Here is a 21,359-nt window from a genome sequence, read left to right on the forward strand (position 1 = left end):
ATGGCATTGCACGTCAGCCTCGTCTCCGCCGATGCGGAGGTCTGGACGGGTGAGGCGAGCCTCGTGGTCGCCAAGACCGTCGAGGGAGAGATCGGCTTCATGCCCGGGCACGAGCCCGTGCTGGCGATCCTCGCCGAGGGCCAGGTGCGCATCACTCAGGAGGATGGCTCCAAGGTGCTCGCGAATGCGCAGGACGGCTTCGTCTCCATGGAGGGGAACATCCTGACGATCGTCGCCGGCAACGCGGCGCTCATCGCCTGATCCGAGTCCCTGCACGAAGCGCCGGTTCCCTCGGGGGCCGGCGCTTCGGCTTTGCACACCCTTCCGCCCTCTGTTCGACCGGAGTTCCATGCAGATCCTGCTTCCACCCTCCGAGACGAAGCGTCCCGGCGGCGACGGCCCTGCCCTCGACATCGCGGCGTGGGCGCTGCCGACGCTCGTGCCCGCCCGCGACGCCGTGATCGACGCGCTCATCGCCCTGGCCGCCGATGAGGAGGAGGCGGCGCGGGTGCTCGCGCTCAGCGCCCGCCAGCGGGGCGAGATCGCGCACAACGCGACGCTGCGGTCGTCGGCGACCATGCCCGCGGTCGAGCGCTACACGGGTGTGCTCTTCGACGCCCTCGACGCGGGCACGCTCGATCGTGCCGCACGACGCTGGCTAGGTGCGCACGTGTGGATCCACAGCGCGCCCTTCGGGCCGGTGGGGGCGCTGGATGCGATTCCCGCGTACCGCCTGGGCGCGGCCGCACCCCTTCCCGGCGTCGCTTCTCTCAAGCGGCACTGGGCGGGCGCGGTGTCCGAGGCCATCGAGGCCGCGGCGCCGGTGTTCGTGCTCGACCTGCGCTCGGAGGCCTACGTCGCGCTGGGGCCCGTACCGGATGCGGTGTCGTCGGTGTACGTGCGCGTCGTCACCGAGGAGGGGCGTGCGCTGAACCACTTCAACAAGCACGCCAAGGGCGAACTGGTGCGCCTGCTCGCCCAGCAACGGCCCCGTGTCGCCTCGCTGCGGGGACTGCTCGCGTGGGCCGAGCGGGCGGAGCTCACGATGCGCCGCACGGAGGCGCACGGTGTCGTGGAACTGGTCACGGCGCAGCCGATCCGCCGCACTCGCTGAGAAATCCCTGTATAGACGGGCGCATCGCGCTAAGGTGAGTGTCGCAACGCGGAGGGCGTTGCGAAATCGTATGGAGGGATCCATGAACGACTACTACGACTCGGGAGCCAGCGTCGCTGCGCTTCTCGTCGCCGGCTTCATCTGGCTGATCTTCGTCGCCGGCTTCTACGTGCTCAGCTCGCTGTTCCTGATGAAGATCTTCGAGAAGGCGGGTGTCCAGGGCAAGTGGCGCGCCTGGGTGCCGTTCTACAACTTCATGATCTTCCTGAAGCTCGGCGACTTGAGCCCCTGGCTGATGTTCGGCGTTCTCCTCACCTGGATCCCGTTCCTGGGCTGGCTGGTCGGCATCGGTCTGGCCGTCGTGATGGTCATGGCCGCGTGGCGCGTCGGGCTGAAGCTGCAGAAGGACGCCGTCTGGGTGGTGCTGTACTTTTTCCTCAGCATCGTGTGGCTGGGCATCAACGCCTTCGACAAGTCGCGCTGGAACCCGAACATCGCCCCGGCGCCGTGGGCCGGCAACGGCTTCCTCGGCGACCGCACCGTGTGGGACGGCATTCCCGTGCAGCCGTCGGCCGCCGCTCCGGCCGCCGGCGCGTACGGCGCCCCGCAGGGCTACGCCCCGCCGCAGGGGTACCAGCCGCCGCAGCAGCCGGGCGTTCCCCCGCAGGGGTACCAGCCTCCGGCTGCGCCGCCGGTTCCGCCGGTGACGCCGCCCGCTGCATCGCCGACCGCCCCGGCCGCGCCTCCTGCTCCGCCCGCGCCTCCGGCCCCGCCGGTTCCGCCGTCGACGGAGGCCGGCGAGGCTCCGGAGGCTCCCAGGCCGGACGACAACCCCGCCTGACGACACCGCGATCCGCAGCGAGCCCTCGGTCTTCGGACCGGGGGCTCGCCGTGTCTCGGCTTGATAGCGTGGAGGCATGGTGAGTGGAGATACGGCGACCAGCGACAGACGGGTCGGATCCTCCGGACTGCTGGTCTCCGCGGTCGGGCTCGGATGCAACAACTTCGGCCGGCCGGGCACGGTCACCGAGAACCTCGTGGGCACGCGTCGGGTGCTCGACGCCGCGATCGACAGCGGCGTGACCTTCCTCGACACGGCCGACATGTACGGCAGGGACCCGGGGCTCAGCGAGACGCTCATGGGCGAAGCACTGGAGGGTCGCCGCGATCGCGTGGTCCTCGCATCCAAGTTCGGGCAGCTCCGAGACATGGGCTACGACTTCCCCGCGGCTCGCGCCTCGCGACGCTACGTCCGCCGGGCGGTCGAGGAGTCGCTGCGTCGCCTGCGCACGGACTGGATCGATCTGTACCAGCTGCATCTGCCCGATCCCGAGACGCCGATCGAAGAGACGATCGACGCGCTGGACGACCTGGTGCGCGAGGGCAAGATCCGCTACTACGGGCACTCCAACTTCACCGGGTGGCAGGTGGCCGAGGCCGAGTTCACCTCCCGCATCCGGCACTCGGGGCGATTCATCTCGGCGCAGAACCACTATTCGCTGCTCGCACGCGGTGTCGAGCGCGAGGTGCTGCCGGCGGCAGAGCGATACGGGATCGGCTTCTTCCCCTACTTCCCGTTGCACAACGGCCTGCTCACCGGCAAGTTCTCCCGCGAGGGCGGCCCTGCCGACAGCCGGATCATGGCGACCCGGCGAGGGCTCTGGGAGAACGCACCATGGGATGCGCTGGATGCGTACCGCGCGTTCTGCGACGAGCGCGGGATCACGATGCTGGAGGCGACCTTCGGCTGGCTGCTGGCGAACCCCGTCGTGTCGTCGGTGATCGCCGGGGCGACGACGCCGGAGCAGATCGAGTCGAACGCCCGAGCGGGAGCGGCGTGGCGCCCGGATCCCGACGAGCTCGCCGCGATCGACGCGCTGTTCCCCCTGCCCGAGGACCCCTCTGCATGACACCCGTCGCTTCGGCCGGTACGGCTGAGCCGGTTCACAAGTGTGACGGCCGCATGGGCGACAGCCACTAGCATGTCAAGGAGTGCAGCGGTCGCCACGATCGCCCGAGGTCCGGGAGGGCACCAGTGACGGAGCCGTCGATTCCGCAGACCCATGAGGTCGCGTTGCGCGACGGCGTCATCGCACGCGTGACATGGGCCGGGGCGACGGAGACCGGCCACCGCCGGGAGAACAATCAAGACGCCTTTCTCGCGGAGTTCCCGCTGTTCGTCGTGGCCGACGGAATGGGCGGCCATGCCGGCGGAGAGATCGCGAGCCAGCGCACCATCGCACGGTTGCAGGAGGCAGTTGCCTCCGGCGACGTGTCGGCGGGCGCGATCGAGGCGGCTCTCGGCCGCGCCGTCGAGGACATCTCCGCCCATCCGGACACCACGGACGAGGGCACGGGCACCACACTGACCGGCGTCTTCCTGCGCACCGATGCCGACGAGCCGCACTGGGTGTCGCTGAACATCGGCGACTCCCGCGTCTACCTGCAGCGCGACGGCGCGCTCACCCAGGTCACGACGGATCATTCGGTCGTCCAGGAGCTCATCACCGCGGGGAGGCTGAGTCCCGAGGAGGCCGAGGGGCATCCGTACAGCAACGTGATCACCCGCGCGGTCGGCGTCAGCGAAGCGGCGCCTCCCGACTATCGCGAGTTCGCCGTGCAGGACGGCGATCGCTTCGTGATCTGCTCGGACGGGCTCACGAAGGAGCTCACGGACTACGGCATCCAGCACTTCCTCGCGCAGAACGCGGAGCCGTCCGCCGCGGTCGAGGCGATGATGGCCGCTGCTCTGGAGAACGGCGGACGGGACAATGTCACGCTCGTCGTGGTCGACGTGCATGTACCGGGCGCGGACGCGGAGTCCTCCTCCCCAGCGGCGGATTCCGCCGAATAATCCACGGGCCGGGCGCTCGCGCCCCGCGTGGTCCCGACGATCGGCTGGAATGGCCGCATGGATCCCGCCGAGCCCCTCGTGCTTCCCGCTGCCTCTGCTCCTGCCCGTCGCCCGCCTCTGCCGATGCTCGCCGCCGTCGTGCCTGTCATCTCGGGCATCGTGATGTGGCGGGTGACCGGATCGCTCCTCTCGCTGTGCTTCGCCGCACTCGGCCCGCTCATGCTGCTCGCCTCTTTCGTCGACGGGGCGCGTCATCGCCGCAAGGACGCCCGCAGACTGCGCGAAGAGGCGGATGCCGTGTGGTCGCGCACGGCGTCGGAGTGCGCGGCGCGCGAGGAGCAGTCGCGGGCATCGGAACACCGCACGCATCCGGATGCGGCGTCGTGCATCCTCGCACCGCCGTTGCGACCGGTGCAGGTCGATCCCGGCGCGCAGGTGACGGTAGGACGAGGGAGCGTGCCGACCCCGCTGCGGTTCTCCGGAGGCGACGACGAGCGCGCCCGTGCGTTCCGGGAGGCGCACAGGCATCTCGACGACATGCCCGTCACGGTGCCCCTCTCGGGCGGGATCGCGGTGCGGGGCGACGGACCCGTGGCCGATGCCGTCGCCCGCGCCCTCGTGCTTCAGGTGTGCCTGCGCTTCGCGACGCGTACGGTGCGTCTGAGCGGCACGGGGCTGGCGGAACTGGATCTCGGCGGCCTTCCGCAGGCGCGCACCCGAGCCAGCGATGCATGGCACCTGAGGGTCGGCGACGGCGACGGGCGCGAGCCCGCCGACACGGTGCTCATGCGGCTGCCCGCGGACAGCGACGCGCCCGCAGGCATGGCAACGGTGATCGACGTCGTGGATCCGACGGCGGCGACCGTGCGCACGGCAGCGGGGGAGCGGACCTGCGCCGTCGAGGGCATCTCGGCCGAGCAGGGCATCGAGATCGCGGGACTGCTCGACGCCCAGGCCGACGCCGAACCCGAACCACCCGGACTGCTCGGCCTCGCCGATGCACCCACGCCCGGCGATGCCGGTGGGGTGCTGCGCGTGGCGCTGGGGCGCGATGCGCGCGGGCTCGCGCTCGTCGACCTCGTCGAGGATGGTCCGCACGCCCTCGTGACCGGGGTGACCGGGTCGGGCAAGAGCGAACTGCTGGTGAGCTGGGTGACGGCGATGGCCGCTGCGTACCCGCCCGAGCGGGTCTGCTTCGTGCTCGCCGACTTCAAGGGCGGCACGGCGTTCGACCCGCTGCGCGAGCTGCCGCACGTCGCCGCGGTCATCACCGACCTCGACGACGGCGGCGCCGAGCGCGGCGTCATGAGCATGCGTGCGGAACTCCGCCGACGCGAGGCGGTGCTCGCCGAGTGCGGCGCCCGCAGTATCGCCCAGGCCGCTGACGCCCTTCCGCGGCTCGTGCTGGTGGTCGACGAGTTCGCCGCCCTGCTGCAGGAGCATCCCGATCTCGCCGCCGTGTTCACCGACATCGCCGCGCGCGGCAGGGCGCTGGGCATGCACCTCGTGCTGGGCACGCAGCGTGCGACCGGCGTCGTGCGCGACGCGCTGGCCGCGAACTGCCCGCTGCGGCTGTCGCTGCGGGTAACCGATCCCGCAGACAGCCGGGCGATCATCGGCACCGATGAGGCTGCGCAACTGCCCGGTGACCTCGACGGGCGCGGGCTCGCGCTGGTGCGTCGTTCGGGAGACGCGGATCCGATGCTCTTCCGTGTCGCGCGCACGGCGTCGTCCGACATCGATGCCGTCGCGCGGCGTCATGCGGGCGCGGCGAAGGCGCGCAGTCCCTGGCCCCCGGCGCTGCCGATCGCGATCCGCGTCGAGGAGTTGCGCATCCGCCGGCCAGACGAGGTCCCGGTGGGCGCTCTCGTCGTCGGGCTCGCCGACGAGCCGGAGAGCCAGCGGCAGACGGTGCGCGCGCTCGCGCCGGGCGTCGACCGCGGACTCGCAGTGTTCGGCGGCCCGGGCTCGGGCAAGTCCACCGTCATCGGAGCGTTGCGCGCTCAGCAACCGGATGCGCTCTCGATTCCCGTCGATGCGGAGGCGGCGTGGAGCATCGTGTCCGGACTCGCCGACGGTTCGATCCCCGCACCCCGGCTCTTGCTGTGCGATGACCTGGATGCGGTGCTCGCCGGATTCCCCCTCGACTACGCCCAGGCGTGGGCGGAGCACATGCAGAGCGTGCTCCGCAGGCTCGGCACTCAGGAGACCTCGGTCGTCATCACCGCGGCACGCAGCACGGGACAGGTGGCCGCCATCGCGGGCCTGCTTGCGCAGCGCGCCGTGCTGCGCACGAACGGACGCACGGAGCATCTCGCCGTGGGCGGCGACCCCGGCGCCTTCGATCCGGAACGTCGCCCTGGCCGCGCCCGGTGGGGCGGCGTCGAGGTGCAGTTCGCCGTCGCCGACTCCGCGACCGACCCCGGCCGTGACCGGCTGGTGACGGACGCGCTCCGAACGACGCCGAACTGGATGCCCGGGGCCGCGCTCACCGCCGTGGTGACGCCCATGCCGGCACGGGTGGCGCGGGCGCTCGGTGCCGAGCACGACGCGGCCGAGGTGATCGAACTCGCGGAGACGCCCCCAGCGATGCCTCCGCGGACATCGCCGGGTGAGGCATCGCCGGGTGAGGAATCACAGGGCGGGGTGCCGCGCATCCTGGTCGCGGATGCGGAGACGTGGCAGCGTCACTGGGCGCTGTGGCAGCGGGTGAAGCTGGACGGCGAAGTGCTGGTGCTCGCCGAGGCCGCACGAGACCTGCGCACCCTCGTCGGCATCCGCGAACTCGCGCCGTACGCACGCACCGACGCCGGGCGCGCATGGCGGGTGCGCGACGGCGTACTGCGCGAGCGGGTCGTGATCACCTCGCTCGCCGGTGGCATGCGCTGACGGCGGGCCGACCTGCGATCAAGCCAGCGCGTCGGCCACTGGTGTGTGCGGCAGATTGTGCGCGGCGGCGACGCCGGCGTTGACGACCGCCCCTCCCGCGACGTTCAGGCCCGCGGCGAGCCCGGCATCCGCGCGCAGCGCCTCGGCCCATCCGCGTCCCGTGATCGCGCGGATATACGGCAGGGTCGCGTTGGTCAGCGCCGAAGTCGACGTGTTGGGCACGGCACCGGGCATGTTGGCCACGCAATAGAACACCGTGTCATGCACAGGGAAGGTCGGGGCGTCGTGCGTCGTCGGATGCGTGTCCTCGAAACAGCCGCCCTGATCGACGGCGATGTCCACGAGCACGCTGCCCGGACGCATCTCGCGCACCATATCGTTCGTGACGAGCTTGGGCGCCTTCGCCCCGGGGATGAGGACGGAGCCGATCACGAGATCGGAGTCCAGCACCGCACGACGCAGATCCAGCGGGTTGGACGCGGCGGTCTTGACGCGCCCGGCGAAATGATCGTCGAGCATCCGAAGCCGGGGCACGTTGGTGTCGAAGACGGTGACGTCGGCGCCCATGCCCGAGGCGATCACGGCGGCGTTGGCACCAGCGACCCCGCCGCCGATCACGGTCACGGTGGCGGGTCGCGTGCCGGGCACACCCGACATCAGCAGACCCAGACCGCCGTGAGAGCGCATGAGGGTGTTCGCGCCGACCAGCGGGGCGAGGCGCCCGGCGACCTCGCTCATCGGCGCGAGCAGGGGCAGCGCCCCCGAGGGCAGCTGCACCGTCTCATAGGCGATGGCGGTGACGCCGTCGGCGATCAGGCGGTCGGTGAGAGGCCGGTCGGCGGCGAGGTGCAGATACGTGAAGAGCACGAGATCGTCGCGGAATCGGTGGTACTCGCTCTCGATCGGCTCCTTCACCTTCAGCAGCAGCTCAGCGCGCGACCACACCTCGTCGGCGTCGTCGAGCAGCGCTGCACCGGCCGCGCGGTAGTCGTCGTCGGTCATCGACGAGCCCGCTCCGGCGCCTGACTGCACGAACACCTCGTGTCCGGCCCGTACGAGATCGTGCACTCCCGCCGGGGTCAGCGCGACCCGGAACTCGTTGTTCTTGACCTCTGTGGGAACCGAGATCCTCATGACGGCTCCTTTCTCCCGCGACGATGCGGGATCCGTGTGCCCCTTGTGAGGGCGTTCAGATTCCGGGGGCGGGTCTGATGGACCCGACCCCGGTGCCTCCTCCCAGGACGGCGAGCGGCAGGGCGCCGGCGAGGTCGTCGACCTGCGCGGCGGTGAGGGCCCCGGCGCGGGCCAGGAGTGCGGCGGCGACGATGGTGCGCGCTCGCAGCGAGCCGTCGAGCGTCTTCAGCGCCACCGTGGTGCCGTCGGGGGCGACCATGACCATGACGCCCTCGGCGCCGCCCTTGGCGAAGACGCCGAGGCGTTCGATCGCGACGGTGTCGGCGCGACCGGGGCCGTCGATCGTCCACGGCATCTCGCGCACGGTCTGCACGAGGGTGCCCGCGACGCGGTGCAGCGCGAACGGCGAGCGGGCCGACGCCGTGCCCACCCGGTGGATGGCGCGCGCGAGACCCGCGAGCGTGAGGGCGTGCACGGGGGCGCCGCATCCGTCGATCGTGGTTCCCGCGACCTTCTCGCCGGCGAGGCGCTCGACGACCTCACGGATGTGCACCTGCAGCGGGTGCTCCGGGTCGAGGTAGCCCTCGGTCGGCCAGGAGGAGGCGACGCAGGCCCGCAGCATGGCGGCGTGCTTGCCGGAGCAGTTCATCCGCAGTCGGGTAGGAGCGCCGTGCTCGCGCACGATCGCATCGCGCGTGGCGGAGTCGGCGGGCCAATCCGGCGGGCAGCCGAGGTCGTCTTCGGTGAGCCCGCCCTCGATGAGCATCGCGCGCACGACGTCGGCGTGGCGGTCGGTGCCGGCATGGCTTGCCGTGGACAGGGCCAGCTGCTCGCCTTCCAGCGGCGCTCCCGCCGTGAGGCAGGCGACCGCCTGCAGCGGCTTGAGGCTCGAGCGGGGCAGGACGTGCGCCTCGGCGTTGCCGTGCACCGCTGCGGTCGTGCCGTCGGGAGAGAGCACCACGGCCGCGCCGATGTGGCGGGACTCGATCATGCCGCCTCGTTCGACGACGGCCAGTTCCACGCAATCCTGCACGGTCATCATCTGCACGGTCATCGTCGCCACCACGCCTGAAATCCTATCGGCGTGCGAGCATGGCGTCATGGATCTCGGCAGGCACACCTACGCGCTCACCACGACGTGGACGGGCAATCGCGGCAGCGGCACGAGCGGCTATCGCGACTACGACCGGCTGGCCACGATCGAGGTGGCGGGCAAGCCGGCACTGCCGGTGTCGGCCGATCCGGCGTTCCGCGGTGATCGCGGCCGCTGGAACCCCGAGGACCTGCTGCTGGCCGCGCTGTCGGAGTGCCACCTGCTGTCGTACCTGCATGCGTGCACGAGCGCGGGTGTGGTCGTCGTCGCCTATCGCGACGAGGCGACCGGTGTCATGCGCGAGTCGGGGGGAGCGGGACATTTCACGGAGGTGCTGCTGCGCCCTGTCGTGACGGTCGCCGATGCATCGATGATCGAGGCCGCCCAGGTCGCGCACAGGCAGGCAGGCGAGTGGTGCTTCATCGCGAACTCGGTGAACTTCCCCGTGCGGCACGAGGCGACCACGCTCGTCGCCGGGCAGTGACGGGCGGCGCCTACCGCCGCTCGTGCGGCAGGGCCTGCTTGATCTTCTCGATCGCGCCCTGCGCGGGCACCTCGTTGTATACGCCGGCGAGCTCCTGCTCCGACAGCGCGTGGATGGCAGCCATGATCTCGTCGGTGGCCAGTCGGCGCGCACGCCCCGAACCGGCCGCGCCGTGGCGGGACAGATCCAGCGGCGCACCGAAGCGCACCGTCACGCGCTCGCCGAGGTGCGGCATCTTCGCACCCACGGGCATCGCCTTGTCGGTGCCGATGAGGCCGACGGGGATGACGGGAGCACCGGTCTGCAGCGCCAGGAAGGCGACGCCGGTGCGGCCGCGGTAGAGCCGGCCGTCCGTGGATCGGGTGCCCTCCGGGTACAGCGCGACCGCCAGGCCGTCGTCGAGCAGGCGGCGTTGTTCGTCGAGCGCGTCGAGAGCGGCCTGACCGGCGCCGCGGCGCACGGGGATCGCACCGATCGCGCGCATGAACCCCGCGACGATCCTGCCCTTCAGTCCCGTGCCCTCGAAGTAGCTCGACTTGGCGAGGAAGTGCACGCGGCGGGGAGAGGCGACGGGGATGGCGATCGAATCGATGAACGAAAGGTGGTTCGACGCGAAGATGACGGGCCCCGTCGGCGGAACGGATGCGCTGCCCTCGATACGGGGCCGGTAGATCAGACGCGCGAGAGGGGCGAGGATGAGGCGGCCGACGACGTACAGCGATCCGGCGCGGCGCAGCTCCGCATCCGTGTCGTCGTCATCGGCGCGCTGGTCGCCGGCGGGGGACCGCTCGGTCACCGAAGAGATTCCTGAGTCACCAGACAAGGGTAGGGCAGGATCCATGCCGTCGGTGGAATGCGGGAGATGCTGATCCCCGCTCGGGAATGCATCGGATCGCGCCCTTGTCGCGATGCCGGAGGAGCGGATCGCCCGCGACGAGGCCAGCGGGCTCCCAGCGTGGCCACATGCGCGTGCGCGAGGATGAGCGGATTCCTGTTCGTCATCCTGAGGATCCCTGTGCGCACACGTCTCATCTCCGCCCTCTCCGTCGTCGCCGTCTCAACGCTTCTGCTCGCGGGATGCGCGGGCGCCGAACCCGACGCCTCGGCCACGGGGACTCCGGACGCGCAGGGCACCTGCCTGCTCGATGCGCCGTCCGGCGATGCGAGCGACGCGATCGGCGTGGAGGGAGAGGGTGATGATGTGACCGTCACGGTCCCCGCCGATCTCGACTTCACCGACGACATCGAGCGCACCGTTCTCGGCAGCGGCTCGGGCGATGACGTCGTCTCCGGCGACCTCGTCTCGGTCCGCTATCGGATCGTGGATGCGACGGACAGCAGTGTGCTCGACACGAGCGCCGTCGGGGACGGGGGCGTGCTTCCGGTGCTGCTGGATCCGCAGGCCGCGTCGCTGTTCGTCGCCGCGCTGGAGTGCCAGCCGCTGGGATCGCGCATCGTGATGACCCTGCCGAGCTCGAAGCTCGGCGAGGGACAGAACCCGTTGGTCGTGTACGCCGAGGCGACCGAGCAGCTCTCCACGGTCGCGACGGGCGACGATGTCGCCCCGGTCGACGGCATGCCGACCGTCGAGGTCGCCGCCGACGGCACGCCGAGCATCACGATTCCCGACGCCGATGCGCCGACCGAGACCGAGGTGGCCGTGCTCAAGCAGGGCGACGGGCCCACCGTCGGCGCCGGAGACTACGTCGTCGTGCAGTATCTGGGCGTCAAATGGAGCGACGGCACGGAGTTCGACTCCAGCTGGAGCAGAGGAGCCCCGGCGGGATTCTCCACCTCGGGCGTCGTGGAAGGCTTCCGCAAGGCGCTGGAGGGTCAGCAGGTCGGTTCGCAGGTGGTCGTGAAGATGCCGGCTGCCGACGCGTACGGTGAGAAGAGCGACGACAACACGAGCGAGCTCGCCGGTGAAGCGCTCGTCTTCGTGGTCGACATCCTCGCGACCACACCGATGCCCGCCGCCTGACCGCAGGCTTCACCGTAGGCTTCAGGCATGCGGCGCATCCTCATCCTCGGCTCCACCGGATCGATCGGTACCCAGGCCCTGGAGGTGATCCGCGCCCACCCGCGACGCTTCGAGGTGGTCGGACTCGCCGCAGGATCGGATGCGCACGCTCTGGCCGCCCAGGCCGAGCAGTTCCAGGTCGAGCACACCGCGCTCGGAGCCGATGAGGCCGAGCAGCTCGTGCGCGATGTGGAGGCCGACGTCGTGCTCAACGCGATCACCGGATCGGTGGGGCTGGGCAGCACGCTGGCGGCGCTGAAGGCGGGGCGCACGCTCGCGCTGGCGAACAAGGAGTCGCTGATCGTGGGCGGCGCGCTGGTGACGTCGCTGGCCGCGCCCGGCCAGATCGTTCCGGTCGACTCCGAGCACTCCGCCATCGCTCAGTGCCTGCGCTCGGGCGATCGCTCCGAGGTGCGCCGACTGGTCGTGACGGCCTCGGGCGGGCCGTTCCGCGGGCGCACGCGCGCGCAGATGTCGGCCGTGACTCCCGCCGAAGCGCTGGCGCATCCGACCTGGGACATGGGGCGGATGGTCACGACGAACTCGGCGACGCTCGTGAACAAGGGCCTCGAGGTCATCGAGGCGCACCTGCTGTTCGACGTCGACTATGACAAGATCGACGTCGCCGTGCATCCGCAGTCCATCGTGCACTCGATGGTCGAGTTCGTCGACGGCTCCACGGTCGCGCAGGCCTCGCCGCCTGACATGCGGCTGCCGATCTCGATGGCGCTGGACTGGCCGCACCGGGTGGGCGGCGTGGGTGTGCCGCTGGACTGGAAGACGGCCAGCACATGGAGCTTCGAACCGCTCGACGACGAGGCGTTCCCCGCGGTGTCGCTCGCCAAGCAGGTCGGCCGTGCGGGCGGCACTTTCCCCGCCGTGTACAACGCGGCCAATGAGCAGGCGGTGCACGCCTTCCACGATGGCGGGCTCCCGTTCCTCGGGATCGTCGACACCATCGCGCGCGTGATCGACGCGCACGACGCGCCCGACGATCTGACGGTGGAGAGCCTCACGGAGGCCGAGGACTGGGCTCGTCGCACGGCTGACGCGCTGATCGCCGCCGGATGATCCTCCGGGCATTCTCCTAACCGCCGCCACTAGCGTGGCGGGGTGGAGATCCTGCTATACGTCGGCGGCCTGCTGTTCATGCTGGTCGGCCTGGGCGTGTCGATCGCGCTGCACGAGATGGGTCACCTCGTGCCCGCGAAGCTCTTCGGCGTGCATGTCGGCCAGTACATGATCGGCTTCGGCCCGCGCCTGTGGTCCCAGCGGATCGGCGAGACGGAGTACGGATTCAAGTGGCTTCCGCTGGGCGGCTTCATCTCGATGTCGGGCATGTACCCGCCCTCGCCGCAGGCGCTCGGGGCGGCGGCCGAGCAGGCGGCCGAGGCGGGGCCGCAGCGCGGCGGGGGACTCTTCCGCACCCTCGTGCAGGACGCCAGGACCGCCAACGATGAGACGATCGATCCGGATCGCGCCGAGCGGGTGTTCTACCGGCTCCCCGTCTGGAAGCGCGTGGTGGTGATGGCCGGCGGGCCGGTCATGAACCTCGTACTGGCGACACTCATCTTCACCGTGCTGGCCTCGGGTATCGGCGTGCAGCAGGGCACCACGACCATCGCATCGGTATCGGAGTGCGTGCTGCCGGCGGGGTCTGCGCAGACCGAGTGCGCGCAGGGAGACCCCGTGGCTCCCGCCGCTCAGGCCGGGATCCTGCCTGGCGATCGACTCCTGTCGATCGGCGGCACGCCCGTGGACACCTTCGCCGAGGCGAGCGAGATCATCCAGGCCTCGCCCGGACGGGTGCTGCCGGTGGTCGTGGAGCGCGACGGGCAGGAGGTGACCCTGTCGCTCACCCCGGTGGTCGCCGAACGGCAGGCGGTCGACGAGCACGGACGCGGCGCCGTCGACGACGCCGGTGAGCCCGTGATGCACGAGGTCGGCTACGCCGGGGTCGGCGGGCAGCTGGCCTATGTGCCCCAGCCGATCGGAACCGGACTGGAGATCACGGGTGAGAATGTCGGCGCCGTCGCCGGCATCCTCGTGACGCTGCCGCAGCGCCTGTGGGACGTCGGGGTGTCGCTCGTGACCGGCGGCGAGCGCGACCCGAACGGACCGCTCAGCGTGGTCGGCGTGGGGCGGCTGGCCGGCGAGGTCGCAGCGACCGATGCGCCGATCCTCAACCGCTTCGTGGTGCTGCTGAGCCTGCTCGGATCGCTGAACATCGCGCTGTTCGTGTTCAACCTCATCCCGCTGCTGCCCCTGGACGGTGGTCACATCGTGGTGGCGCTGTGGGACGGCGTGAAGCGGGCCTGGGCGAAGCTTTTCCGTCGTCCGCCGCCGAAGCCGGTGGATGCTACCCGGCTCGTGCCGCTCACGATCGTCGTGGCGGGGCTGCTCATTGTGATGGGCGCCGTGCTGCTGCTCGCCGATCTGTTCAATCCGGTGAAGCTGCTGGGCTGACTGTCAGACCAGGGCGTGGGTGATGAGGCGCTCGAGCGTGCGCATGCCGTCGCGCGACAGAATCGACTCCAGATGGCCCTGCACGGAGGCGAAGCCGGGCCCGCGGAGCGCGTAGACGTCGCCGGTGACCGGGTCGGACGAGATCTCCACGCCCTCCGCGGTCTCGATCGCGGTCTCGCCGGGGGCGACGCGTGCGGTGAACGTGTTGTAGAACCCGATCGAGGCATCCTCGCCGAAGACCGGCACGGACTTCTGCACGCCCTGATGCGGGCTGGCCAGCGGCACGAGGGGGATGCCGAAGGAATCCGCAAGGATCTGGTGGCTCAGGCACACTGCGAGCAGTGGTCGGCCGTCCGCCCTGCGCTGTGCGATCAGGTCGCGCAGGCGCGAGATGCGTGCGGAAGAGCCGTCACGGGGATCGCCCGGGCCGGGACCTGCCACGAGGAGGTCGGCGCTCGCCGCATCCGCATCCGTCGCCTCGGCCCACGGGACGATCCGCACCTCGAGCCCCAGGTGGCGCAGCTGATGGGCGAGCATCGTCGTGAAACGGTCCTCGGCATCGATGACGAGCGCCGTGCGGCCGTCGAAGGGGCCGCGGCCGTCCGCGGCCTGCGGGGTGATCCAGAACTCGGCCAGGCGCTCGTTTCGAGAGGCGAGGAGCGCGGCGATCTCCGGGTCGGATGCGAGGTCGTCGGGCTCCTCCGGCGCATCCGGATCGTCGGGGATGCTGCGGACGGGAGCGTCGTCGCGCGCCACGGCGCCGATGGCGCCGAGCACACCCGCCGCCTTGCCGTGCGTTTCGCCGACCTCCCCGTCGGGATCCGAATGCCGCACGAGGGTGGCGCCGACCGGCACCCGCAGCTCTCCGCCGTCGAGGTACACGGTCCGGATGAGGATGGGGGCGTCGAGGTCGTGCCCGCCGTCGGCGTTCGGCGTGAACAGCGCCGCGACGCCGGAGTAGTAGCCGCGGGGCCGTGTTTCGTGCCGACGGATGACCGTGCACGCGTTCTGCATGGGCGAGCCGGTGACGGTGGGGGCGAACATCGTCTCGCGCAGGATGTCGCGAGGATCGAGGCGGCTCTGTCCGCGCAGCATGTACTCGGTGTGAGTGAGGCGCGACATGCGCTTGAGGTGGGGCCCTGTGATGCGTCCTCCGTCGGAGCAGACGGCGCTCATCATCTTGAGTTCCTCGTCGACGACCATGAACAGCTCCTCGGTCTCCTTCGTGGAGGAGAGGAACTCCGTGAGCGTCGCCTTGGTGGCCCCGCCCGCGGGATGGCGGAAGGTGCCGGAGATCGGGTTCATCGTCACCATGCCGTCTCGGGCGACCACGTGCGCCTCGGGGCTCGCGCCCACGGCGATCACGCCGGGTGTGACGACGGCGAAGGTCCAGTACGCGCCGCGTTCGTGCTCGAGCAGCGCCCGGAACCAGGTGAGCGCGGCCTGACGCTCATCGGCGTCGAAGCGAGCCGTGTAGTCGCGGCGGATGACGAAGTTCGCGCCCTCTCCGCGCCCGATCTCATCGGCGATGACGTTCTTCACGATCGCCGCGTAATCGCCGTCGCTGAGGTCGAACCCGCCGTCGTGCAGCGGGATCGCCCGGGCGGGCAGGCCGTCGCGCACCGGATTCGCCGCGGCGTGCAGGTGCTCGTCGATGAGCAGGCAGCGCAGTGCAGCACCGTCGTCCTGCGCCTCGAAGCCGCGCTCGTGCACCTGCCGGTACGGCACCATGGCGAAGACTTCGCGGGCGGCGCCGTCGACGCTCAGCGGGATGTCGGCGAGGAGGTCGACGTCGGCGAGCTCACCGGTGAGCAGCTCGACATCGTCCGAGCCCTCGCGGGCGAGCAGCACGAACGACGAGGCTCGGTCGGCGGCGAGGGCGCGGATGCGGATGAGGAGAGCGTCGGCGTCGGTCTCGGTCGAAGCGGCGGGGGTCATCGGGTCTCCTGATCGATAGCCGGCGCGGCTGACCAGAAAAGACCGCCCCGGAAGGCGGTCTCAGTCGTCTGGGTACGCGAGAACACCGCCTAGAAGGCGGGCCACCAAGGGCGGTTCACGGGCATGCGCTGAAACTATCACACGGCGCCCATCCAGCCCTGCGGCGTCGGGCGCGAGTACCCTGGAACCGTGCCAGCCGTGAACCTCGGGATGCCCCGCGTCCCCGACATCCTCGCCCCTCGCCGCAAGAGCCGGCAGATCAGGGTGGGCAAAGTGCTCGTCGGCGGAGACGCCCCCGTCAGCGTGCAGTCGATGACCACGACGAAGACGACCGACATCAACGGCACGCTGCAGCAGATCGCCGAGCTGACGGCGTCCGGATGCGAGATCGTGCGCGTCGCCGTGCCGTCGCAGGACGACGCGGACGTGCTGCACATCATCGCGAAGAAGAGCCAGATCCCGGTGATCGCCGACATCCACTTCCAGCCGAAGTACGTCTTCCAGGCGATCGACGCGGGGTGTGCTGCGGTGCGCGTGAATCCGGGCAACATCCGCAAGTTCGATGACCAGGTCGGCGCGATAGCGCGGGCCGCGAAGGATGCGGGGGTCTCGCTGCGCATCGGTGTGAATGCGGGATCGCTCGATCCGCGGCTGCTGGAGAAGTACGGCAAGGCCACGCCCGAGGCGCTCGCCGAGAGTGCGCGTTGGGAGGCGTCGCTGTTCGAGGAGCACGACTTCCACGACTTCAAGATCTCCGTCAAGCACAACGATCCGGTCGTCATGGTCAAGGCGTATCGGTTGCTCGCCGCGATGGGCGATTGGCCCCTGCACCTCGGCGTCACCGAGGCGGGACCCGCCTTCCAGGGCACGATCAAGTCGGCCACGGCCTTCGGCATCCTGCTCAGCGAGGGGATCGGCGATACGATCCGCGTCTCGCTGTCGGCGCCGCCGGTCGAGGAGGTCAAGGTCGGCCACCAGATTCTGCAGTCTCTGAACCTGCGGGAGCGCAAGCTCGAGATCGTCTCGTGCCCGTCGTGCGGGCGCGCCCAGGTCGACGTCTACTCGCTCGCGGATTCGGTCACCGAGGGTCTGAAGGATGTCACGGTGCCGTTGCGCGTGGCCGTCATGGGGTGCGTCGTGAACGGCCCCGGGGAGGCGCGCGAGGCCGATCTGGGCGTGGCCAGCGGAAACGGCAAGGGACAGATCTTCGTCAAGGGCGAGGTCATCAAGACCGTGCCGGAGGCCGAGATCGTGGAGACGTTGATCGCCGAGGCGCAGCGGATCGCCGAAGAGATGGGCCCGGATGCCCCGCTGGGCGCCGCCCAGGTGCTGACGAACTAGTTATATCCGGTCACGGCGTGCTCGTGACGCGCGCGGCGCACGGCAAGGAGGAAGACATGACGCACACCCCGGTTCCGGCACCCGTTCAGGCGATGATCGACGCGATCAACGACGCCGATACGGATGCTTTCGTCGCGGCGTTCCGTGACGACGGCTTCGTCGACGATTGGGGGCGTGTTCTCCGCGGCCCCGAGGGCGTGCGCAGCTGGGCCGATTCCGATGCGATCGGTGCGGGTGCGCGCATGACCGTGCTCGCGGTCGCCACCGAGGGCGACACGACCAGGGTGCACTTCGACTGGCGCAGCAGCGTGTTCAACGGTGAATCCGACGGCATCTTCGTCGTGGCGGGGGAGAAGCTCGCGAGCTTCACGATCCCGCCCGTGCACTGAGACGGTCTTGGGCAGAAGGACGTTCGTGGAGAGCACTGTCGTCACCTTCCCGGCGGGTTCGCTCGCGGAACGGTCGCTCGTGGAGCGGATCGAATCGACTGCTGCCGGCGTGATCGCCATCCTGGACCGGACGCCGTTCCACCCGGTCGACCACACCTGGCCGGACCAGCCCGGCGACTCCGGCGTGATCCGTTCGGGTGAGGCGTCGGTCACGGTGTCGGAGGCGGTCATGGCCGCGGCATCCGACGACGGGGCGCTCGCGGTGGGCGGAGACATCCCGGTCAAGCGCGGCGCCGAAGGCTGGACGTGGCTGGTGGCGCATCGCCTCGACGGCGAAACGCCCGCGTGGCTCGTTCCCGGTGCCTCCGTGGAGGTGGTCGTGGATGCGCAGCGCCGGGTGGGACTGAGCCGTGGGCACACGGCGTGCCATTTGGCCTCGCTGGCGCTGGATCTCGCTCTCGCAGACCTGTGGCGCAAGGATCCCGGCGTCGATGCTCTCGGGAACGCGGACTTCGAAGGGCGCGCGAACCAGTCCAGCCGCATCCATCTCGATGGCGCGGTCGACACGTATCGGTTGGGAAAGAGCCTGCGCAAGGCGGGCTTCGACTCCGAGACGTTCGCGACGTCGCTCTCGGAGCGCGAGGCGCGCATAAATGAGCTTCTCGCGGCGTGGGTCGCTTCGGGCGGGTCGAGCCGTATCGACGTCGACGGCCCTACGATCGTCGACCGGCGGCGGTGGGTGTGCGAGCTGCCGGAGGGCACGGCATCGATTCTCTGCGGAGGCACCCACGTGGCATCGCTCGCGGAGTTCGCGAGCATCCGCGTGCAGTTGGAGCTGCCGGAGCCGCAGGCGCTCGTCATGACGACGACGGTCGTGGCGCGCGGCTGAACGGCAGTTCGTCTTCGCGTGATTGACTCGCGGGATGCTCCTTAACGCGATCACCACCGGTGACGGACCGCGAACCGTCCTCCTGCTGCACGGCATGATGGGCTCGGCGCAGAGCTGGTGGCGCGTGAGCGAGGAGGTCGCCGCGCGCGGCCACCGGGCCGTCGCGCTCGACCTACCCGGACACGGACTCTCGCCACGGGATCCGTCCGGGACGATCGCATCGGCGGCGGATGCCGTGGCCGCGACGGTGCGCACTTTGGCCATCGACGGCGACCTCGTCGCGATCGGGCATTCCTACGGCGGCACGGTCTTGTCTGCTGCCGCTGAGCGGCTGAACCCTGCCGTCGAGGTGTACGTCGATACGATCTGCGCCTTCGCGGGCGGGGCCGATGCCGGACAGCAGCGCGCCGAGTACGCACGAGTGCGTGAGATACGGCGTGATCCCGATGCGCTCCGCGCCGCGCGTCCCGCATACAGTGACTCCGATATCCGCGTCGAATCGCTTGCAGCGCAGCGCTTCGATCCGGAGACGGCGGCATCCGTCACGTGCAGCGGAGACGTCTCCCATCCTCCGCGGCGCGGATCCCTGCTCGTGCGTGCGCAGCCGAGCGCCTTCGTGAGCGATGACGATGCGGCACGGCTGCGGGCGGAGGGTGTCGACGTTCGCGAGATCGACGGCGCTGCCCATACCGTCTGGTACACGCATTTCGAGGAGTTCGTCGATGCTCTGCCGGAAGCATTCGGCCCGCCGCGCGAACGCAGAGGCGTGACGTTGACGGGCCTTCTCGTATGTCGCTCGGATGCCGAGGCCGACGCGGTGCGCGAGCACCTGGCCGCGCACATCGATCTGACCCGAGCCGAGGCCGGCTGCGTGTCGTTCGACGTCGCGGCCACGGACGATCCGCTCGTGTGGAGCGTCGCCGAGCACTTCCGCGATGCCGAAGCCTTCCGCGCTCATCAGCGGCGCGTCGCCGAGTCGGCGTGGGGGCGGGCGACAGAGGGCATCGAGCGGCGTTACTCGGTCGCGGGCATTTGACTTCGATGCCCCTCAGGTCAGGTGTATACAGGTGACTGTATGGTCACCTATCATCGAGTCATGACGACCGACATCCTCGATCGCACCGTGCGGGCTCTCGCCGACCCCCACCGACGGATCCTGCTCGACGCCCTTCGGGCGCAGGACGGCCGGGCGCTGCGCGAATTGGAGCCCCTGCTGCCCGAGCTCGGGCGGCACGCCGTGCTCAAGCACGTGCGCGTGCTGGAGGACGCCGACCTCGTGACGACCCGCAAAGTGGGCAGGAGCCGCCTCGTCCACCTGAATCCCGTCCCGATCGTCGAGCTGGCGCGCCGCTGGCTCGATGACTACTCCGCGTTCGCCGGGCTCGCGCTCGCCGGCCTCCGCGAGCACGTCGAGACCGAGAGCGCGACAGAAAAGCAGCAAAAAGAGCAGGGAAGAGTGAACATGTCCGCAGAGACCAGGACCCTCGTCGCCACCGTCGTCATCGAGGCGACCCCGGATCGCGTCTGGCAGGCGATCGTCGAACCGGAGCAGTCCCGCCGCTGGTTCTTCGGCGGCCTCGTGCGCAGCGAATGGAGAGTCGGTGCGTCGATCGAGTGGACGAGCGCTGAGGGCGCCTCCCTCATCGCGGGGGAGATCACGGCGATCGACGAAGGTGTGCGCCTGGCGCACACGTTCCGGGCGACGTGGTCATCGGAGACGGCGGCGGATCCCGCCTCGCACTACGAATGGCTGCTGGAGCCGATGGGCCCCGAGCTCACCCGAGTCACGGTCACGCACACGGGAGTGCCGGTCGGTACGGCGAGTGACGAGCAGGTGGACGGTGGCAACTCCCTCATCCTGTCGTCGCTGAAGACCTTCGTCGAATCCGGACGGACGATGCCCGGCATGGGGTGAGACGGCCCACGACGTGATGGCTGGTGCTCAATCCGACGTCGAGTGCGGCCAGGCGGCCCATCTTCCGGAAAGTTCGGTGAGAACCGGCACTGCGGCCCTGAGACGGTCTACGGGAAGGTCCTGGGCGCGAGAGTGTCCTGAACTCGTGCCGTCGGGATAGGTGTACGAAAATGCGACCGACTCGCCCCCGAGATCGGCGCTCTCGCGGTAATTCCCGGCGGCGACGGCGAGCACCTGACTCTCCAGGCGGTCGGCTTCCCGAGCCCAGCTCGAATCGCAGGCGTCGCAGCCGCAGACCGGGTAGAGGAAGTCGTGGAGCAGGCCTGCGTGCATGACGATCCCGGGGTAGGCCGTGAACACGAGGGTCAGGGATGCGGATGCCGGATTGTTCGGACGTATCCGCACCGCGCGCGCGAAGTCGTGTGGCACCGGATGGAGCAAGTCTGCCGCCGTCTCCGCGCCCTCATCGATCTCGACATCGTAGGTGTCGCGCAGATGGGTGACGAGGGCATCGGCGACGGTGTGGAGCGGCGCGAAGCGCTCTGGATGCGTGTCGACGGAGTAGGTCGCCTCGGGCGGCGATTCGCTCCACCTTCGGCCGTACTCGATGACGTGGCCGTCTTCGTCACGAAACTCCGGCACCTCGATCGCCGGCCGCTCGTACGAAGTCACCGCGCTCACAGCGCGAACTCTACCTCGCCCTTGGGGTGATGTCGGCGCGCACGAGGGTCGCCGGGTGCGGCACCAGGCGCCAACGGCGCGATGGCCGTGACGGCGGACCCGGCGATCTGGTTCAGGGCATCGAACGGAGATACGCCGTCGACGGCCTGTGA

At 70.2% G+C, this 21,359-nt stretch carries 20 protein-coding genes; 15 read left to right on the forward strand and 5 right to left on the reverse strand.

Features of this window, described 5'->3' with window-relative positions:
* From BKA02_RS10655 to BKA02_RS10680, 6 genes are all read left to right on the forward strand, one after another.
* A complete protein-coding gene (locus tag BKA02_RS10655; protein WP_179433883.1) occupies window positions 1-261 on the forward strand; it encodes a F0F1 ATP synthase subunit epsilon in 261 nt (86 codons plus the stop codon).
* A gap of 88 nt (window positions 262-349) precedes the next feature.
* Complete coding sequence (locus BKA02_RS10660) at window positions 350-1,114, forward strand: YaaA family protein (RefSeq protein WP_179433885.1); 765 nt, start codon at window positions 350-352, stop codon at window positions 1,112-1,114.
* 82 nt (window positions 1,115-1,196) lie between these two features.
* A complete protein-coding gene (locus BKA02_RS10665; protein ID WP_179433887.1) occupies window positions 1,197-1,955 on the forward strand; it encodes a DUF5684 domain-containing protein in 759 nt (252 codons plus the stop codon).
* A 76-nt stretch (window positions 1,956-2,031) separates the two neighbouring features.
* A complete protein-coding gene (locus tag BKA02_RS10670; RefSeq protein WP_179433889.1) occupies window positions 2,032-3,024 on the forward strand; it encodes an aldo/keto reductase in 993 nt (330 codons plus the stop codon).
* A gap of 125 nt (window positions 3,025-3,149) precedes the next feature.
* Entirely contained in the window at window positions 3,150-3,968 is an 819-nt protein-coding gene (locus BKA02_RS10675) for a PP2C family protein-serine/threonine phosphatase (protein WP_370467867.1), read from the forward strand.
* A 57-nt stretch (window positions 3,969-4,025) separates the two neighbouring features.
* The gene (locus tag BKA02_RS10680; RefSeq protein ID WP_179433891.1) at window positions 4,026-6,857 is read left to right on the forward strand and encodes an FtsK/SpoIIIE domain-containing protein; all 2,832 of its coding nucleotides are present in this window, start codon (window positions 4,026-4,028) and stop codon (window positions 6,855-6,857) included.
* An 18-nt stretch (window positions 6,858-6,875) separates the two neighbouring features.
* Here the strand turns inward: BKA02_RS10680 and ald are convergent, their stop codons facing one another.
* Both ald and BKA02_RS10690 read right to left on the reverse strand, forming a co-directional pair.
* Window positions 6,876-7,991, reverse strand: coding sequence for an alanine dehydrogenase (ald, locus tag BKA02_RS10685; protein ID WP_179433893.1), 1,116 nt, complete (start codon window positions 7,989-7,991; stop codon window positions 6,876-6,878).
* Between the two features lie 55 nt (window positions 7,992-8,046).
* Window positions 8,047-9,045 carry an asparaginase gene (locus BKA02_RS10690; RefSeq protein ID WP_179435416.1) on the reverse strand — a complete coding sequence of 333 codons (999 nt, stop codon included), beginning with the start codon at window positions 9,043-9,045 and terminating at the stop codon, window positions 8,047-8,049.
* 46 nt (window positions 9,046-9,091) lie between these two features.
* On the opposite strand from BKA02_RS10690, the gene BKA02_RS10695 reads away from it, so the two are divergent.
* The gene (locus tag BKA02_RS10695) at window positions 9,092-9,568 is read left to right on the forward strand and encodes an OsmC family protein (RefSeq protein WP_179433895.1); all 477 of its coding nucleotides are present in this window, start codon (window positions 9,092-9,094) and stop codon (window positions 9,566-9,568) included.
* A 10-nt stretch (window positions 9,569-9,578) separates the two neighbouring features.
* Here BKA02_RS10695 and BKA02_RS10700 read toward each other — a convergent pair whose 3' ends face one another.
* Window positions 9,579-10,364, reverse strand: a complete 786-nt coding sequence (locus tag BKA02_RS10700) for a lysophospholipid acyltransferase family protein (RefSeq protein ID WP_370467868.1) — start codon at window positions 10,362-10,364, stop codon at window positions 9,579-9,581.
* Window positions 10,365-10,583: 219 nt separating this feature from the next.
* Here BKA02_RS10700 and BKA02_RS10705 point away from each other — a divergent pair, with 219 nt between their 5' ends.
* From BKA02_RS10705 to BKA02_RS10715, 3 genes are read left to right on the forward strand one after another with little or no spacing between them, the layout of a single operon-like run.
* Window positions 10,584-11,549 (forward strand): FKBP-type peptidyl-prolyl cis-trans isomerase, encoded by a 966-nt coding sequence (locus tag BKA02_RS10705; protein WP_179433899.1) that lies wholly within the window; start codon window positions 10,584-10,586, stop codon window positions 11,547-11,549.
* A 27-nt stretch (window positions 11,550-11,576) separates the two neighbouring features.
* On the forward strand, window positions 11,577-12,659 hold the full coding sequence (gene dxr / locus BKA02_RS10710; protein ID WP_179433901.1) for a 1-deoxy-D-xylulose-5-phosphate reductoisomerase: 1,083 nt from the start codon (window positions 11,577-11,579) through the stop codon (window positions 12,657-12,659).
* A gap of 42 nt (window positions 12,660-12,701) precedes the next feature.
* On the forward strand, window positions 12,702-14,054 hold the full coding sequence (locus BKA02_RS10715; RefSeq protein ID WP_179433903.1) for a site-2 protease family protein: 1,353 nt from the start codon (window positions 12,702-12,704) through the stop codon (window positions 14,052-14,054).
* A 3-nt stretch (window positions 14,055-14,057) separates the two neighbouring features.
* Here BKA02_RS10715 and BKA02_RS10720 read toward each other — a convergent pair whose 3' ends face one another.
* Window positions 14,058-15,992 carry an anthranilate synthase family protein gene (locus BKA02_RS10720; protein ID WP_179433905.1) on the reverse strand — a complete coding sequence of 645 codons (1,935 nt, stop codon included), beginning with the start codon at window positions 15,990-15,992 and terminating at the stop codon, window positions 14,058-14,060.
* Between the two features lie 189 nt (window positions 15,993-16,181).
* On the opposite strand from BKA02_RS10720, the gene ispG reads away from it, so the two are divergent.
* From ispG to BKA02_RS10745, 5 genes are read left to right on the forward strand one after another with little or no spacing between them, the layout of a single operon-like run.
* Entirely contained in the window at window positions 16,182-17,333 is a 1,152-nt protein-coding gene (ispG, locus tag BKA02_RS10725) for a flavodoxin-dependent (E)-4-hydroxy-3-methylbut-2-enyl-diphosphate synthase (protein ID WP_179433907.1), read from the forward strand.
* 56 nt (window positions 17,334-17,389) lie between these two features.
* On the forward strand, window positions 17,390-17,722 hold the full coding sequence (locus BKA02_RS10730; RefSeq protein WP_179433909.1) for a nuclear transport factor 2 family protein: 333 nt from the start codon (window positions 17,390-17,392) through the stop codon (window positions 17,720-17,722).
* Window positions 17,723-17,747: 25 nt separating this feature from the next.
* Complete coding sequence (locus BKA02_RS10735) at window positions 17,748-18,611, forward strand: alanyl-tRNA editing protein (protein WP_179433911.1); 864 nt, start codon at window positions 17,748-17,750, stop codon at window positions 18,609-18,611.
* A gap of 34 nt (window positions 18,612-18,645) precedes the next feature.
* Complete coding sequence (locus BKA02_RS10740; RefSeq protein WP_179433913.1) at window positions 18,646-19,647, forward strand: alpha/beta fold hydrolase; 1,002 nt, start codon at window positions 18,646-18,648, stop codon at window positions 19,645-19,647.
* A gap of 60 nt (window positions 19,648-19,707) precedes the next feature.
* Window positions 19,708-20,526: an ArsR/SmtB family transcription factor gene (locus BKA02_RS10745; RefSeq protein WP_179433915.1), complete on the forward strand. Its 819-nt coding sequence runs from the start codon at window positions 19,708-19,710 to the stop codon at window positions 20,524-20,526.
* A gap of 27 nt (window positions 20,527-20,553) precedes the next feature.
* Here BKA02_RS10745 and BKA02_RS10750 read toward each other — a convergent pair whose 3' ends face one another.
* Complete coding sequence (locus BKA02_RS10750) at window positions 20,554-21,207, reverse strand: DUF6226 family protein (protein ID WP_218844535.1); 654 nt, start codon at window positions 21,205-21,207, stop codon at window positions 20,554-20,556.
* Window positions 21,208-21,359: the final 152 nt, after the last annotated feature.

It is taken from the genome of Microbacterium pseudoresistens, from assembly GCF_013409745.1.
GTDB lineage: Bacteria > Actinomycetota > Actinomycetes > Actinomycetales > Microbacteriaceae > Microbacterium > Microbacterium pseudoresistens.